The organism is Pseudoalteromonas sp. BSi20652 (assembly GCF_000239855.1).
Lineage (GTDB): Bacteria > Pseudomonadota > Gammaproteobacteria > Enterobacterales > Alteromonadaceae > Pseudoalteromonas.
On record NZ_BADT01000149.1, the window covers coordinates 1 to 3184 of the forward strand.

A 3184-nucleotide genomic window follows, 5' to 3' on the forward strand; every position below is an offset into this window, starting at 1 on the left:
CGATTTTAGAAACACCACGAGCAGATTTAAAGTAGTTACTCATTGTTAAATAGAGGCTCAAAAACTGAGCCTCATTACAGTGTGTATTTATAGTAGTCTTAGTAACTGCGAACCAGGTACGCCGCTTTGTGGTAATAACGCAGGGGTAACTGTAAATGCTTCTGGAATTTTACTTTTAATTTCATCCATCTTTTTACGATTATTTTGTTTGTCATAAACATAATATTTAAGGATATTTCCGTATACATCGTCTTTTGCATCAACCTGCTCTAGAGTTTTTAACGCTTTATCGTAATCAGCAAGGTAAATGTACGCCAGTGCTAAAGTATCAGCAGAGCCAACATGTAGCTTCCCTTCAAGCTGTTTAGATAAATCTTCAAGCTCTGCAACAGCAAGCTCATAACGCCCTAGCTGTATATACGCCGTTGCTAGTGAATTTCTTAAAAAGTAAGGCGGGTTACTGCCCGGCTCGTACCATTTTTCGTAAGCACTCAGTATGTCTTCATATTGCTCAAGTTTAGAGTAAACGTGATTTAGCAGTCTAAAGCTTTGTAGTTTGATTTCAGCTTCTTCAAAACCAGTAAGTTTGTCTCTATTCAAGTGCCAATCTTGAATGCCTTGCGCAGCTTGGTTTAACAGTTCAGGATTATCACTTTTTGCCCCAGCAGCACCTTTTAAAAGCTGTGCAAGTTGTTGATTATAAGCTTCACTTTTTACAGGAGCCTGAGACGTATTATTACTTGGCTGCTTGTTATCTGAACTACCGTCTACAATTTGCGCTGCAGCTAAAGCACTAAAAGACATTGCCGCCGCAACCATAACCAAATATTTACTTTTCATTGTTTTTTCCTTGTTTAACATTTTGATCCTCTGAATATTAAAGCTCTTAGAATGAGCAATATTCAAAAGTGGGGGGGTAAAAAAGTTGTTTGTGCTTGTAACTTTTTGCTTTTTTAGCAATAAACTTGCTAAATCCAATTGGTATTTACCTTTTAGCTTTTGCATGCACAACTCATCACAGCTAAGTTCGAGTTGCTCTTTTGCCAAACCAGTTAACTTTAAGCAAATAGGATTCCACCAAAAAACGCTTTCTATAAAACAAATAAGCCACGTCCAATAAATATCACCTTGTTGTAAATGAGTTACCTCGTGTTGAATGACTGAATTTAATTCTTCACGATTTACCATCGTCGACTCTAGCCAAATAACAGGCTTTATTAACCCGGAAGCAAAAGCAGGCTCTGTATGGGTTGTTAGTCTAATTGGATACTGATTATTAATGTGTTTAAGTTCAGGACTTGGCTTTGAGTTAATGTATAAATTTTTTATAAGCTTTACATATAGGCTCATGCGTAATGAAAACAATCCAAAACCAGCTAAAACTAAAACCATAAAAACATTACTAAGTGATGGCAATAAGTCCCATATACCCATATCGCTTTGTAATTCGTCCTTAGTTGCTACTTGTTCAGCATTTGGTATTAGTGCTTTAACATCGGGAATCAATTGCCCCACGTTGAATGTGTAACGATTTTCCCCTTCAAATAAGGGTAACTGGGAAAAGTACTGCCAAGGGACAAACCAACATGCCAAGGCAGTCATTAAAATGTAAAAGTTTAATCGTGCTGGGGCATTTTTTAGTCCTTTTACTGTAAGCAAAATACATAAGCTAATAAGTGTGCAAGTTAGTAAATAATCCGTCATTACCCTCTCCTTTAATCTAACTTTTTATTTTTAAAAGCGTTTGTAAATATTCTATATCTTCATCATTTAGCTTTTCTTCTTTGATAAAGTGGGCAATTAAACTACGAGAATTACCTTTAAAAAATCGTTGCATAAAACTAGGCATAGCTTGCTCCGATAATGTGTCTTGAGTCACTATTGTTCTAAAAACAATAGCTCGCCCTTCATGTCCACAACGCTCAATCGCTCCTTTGTGTTCTAACCTATCTACAATAGTTTTAACTGTTGTATAGGCTACTTTTTTATCTTTTTGCTTATCAGCTAAAAGCACTTTATGTAGTTGACTCGCGGTACAGGGTTCTTCCTGCCAGAGCAGCTGCATAATATCCATTTCAAAATCACTAAGTTTCATTGTCGCTCCTATTACTACGCTTGTAGTTGTACTGTTACAAATGTAGTAGTAAGTAATCTTAGTGTCAATACAAAATTGTCATATGATTAAAAAACAAACGGTAGAAATATAAAATTCTTAGGAAGTTTTTATAAAAAAGGTATATAAAATAAGGAGGTACACTTATTAATTGATTTTAGAAAAACATAAAAAACGATAGTTTATTTTCAACTAACGCTTTTTATGCTTTAAAGTTTTTATGAAAGGTAGTGAGGTAACTATGCTTTATCGAGAGCTTGGCTTACATCGGCAATTATGTCTGCAATGTTTTCAATACTGACTGACAAACGAATTAAATCGCGGCTTACACCCGCATTAGCAAGCTCTTCATCATTTAATTGGCGGTGTGTGGTTGGCGCAGGATGACACGCAAGCGACTTGGCATCGCCAATATTAACTAAGCGTAAAATCATGTTTAGCGCATCAATTTAATAACCCACCTCAGGCATAATATTTATAATTGAAAATAATTTACACAATTTGCTATTAATAGAAGCTCATAAAATAAGGATATTCCAGCGTAAAAACAAAAGTATCCTTCAATAAACCTGCAGTGTAATAAAAGGAGTTATTAGTATGTCAAAAGTGTTCGAGTTAAAACCAAACAAAAATATTGTCATAAAAATGAGTTGTGGAGTGACATTAATTTGCGCTACATACATACATATCATTTCATAACATATTTGTAGGGCTAGGTTTAGCTGTCATCTCTATTCTCATAACTTATTCTGTATTAAGTAATAAAGGTAGTTGGTTCTCTTAGTTATAACTTGAAACTATTGGCGTAACGTTATTCATACAAAAGAGCAGACGCCATAAGCTTCTAGTATTCTTTCTAAGTTCAGCTAAGAGCGAATAGCGGTCATTCAGGTGAGTCGTCATTAACTTAGTAAGAATAAGAGGACACTTTCCTCTTTTTTACATGTTTATATAAGCCACAGAAACTATAATATTTATAGCTGGCAATAGCTTACACTATTTGCTATTAATATAAGTTCATAAAATAAGGACGTTTTCGCGCTAAAATAGGGAAAGTGTCCTCTGATAAAG

2 protein-coding genes and 1 pseudogene are annotated in these 3184 nt (G+C 34.9%); all 3 read right to left on the bottom strand.

Annotated elements, in window-relative coordinates; translation table 11 throughout:
* Window positions 1–87: 87 nt before the first annotated feature.
* Window positions 88–1704, bottom strand: coding sequence for a M56 family metallopeptidase (locus P20652_RS06535; RefSeq protein WP_008170038.1), 1617 nt, complete (start codon window positions 1702–1704; stop codon window positions 88–90).
* Window positions 1705–1720: 16 nt separating this feature from the next.
* Window positions 1721–2095 (bottom strand): BlaI/MecI/CopY family transcriptional regulator, encoded by a 375-nt coding sequence (locus tag P20652_RS06530; RefSeq protein ID WP_008170039.1) that lies wholly within the window; start codon window positions 2093–2095, stop codon window positions 1721–1723.
* A 257-nt stretch (window positions 2096–2352) separates the two neighbouring features.
* Window positions 2353–2562, bottom strand: a pseudogene (locus tag P20652_RS06525) (PLP-dependent transferase); the annotation flags it as partial.
* Window positions 2563–3184: the final 622 nt, after the last annotated feature.

Coding starts and splice junctions, on each gene's coding strand:
- P20652_RS06535 (WP_008170038.1), bottom strand. CDS start 1,704: ATGACGGATTATTTACTAACTTGCACACTTATTAGCTTATGTATTTTG.
- P20652_RS06530 (WP_008170039.1), bottom strand. CDS start 2,095: ATGAAACTTAGTGATTTTGAAATGGATATTATGCAGCTGCTCTGGCAG.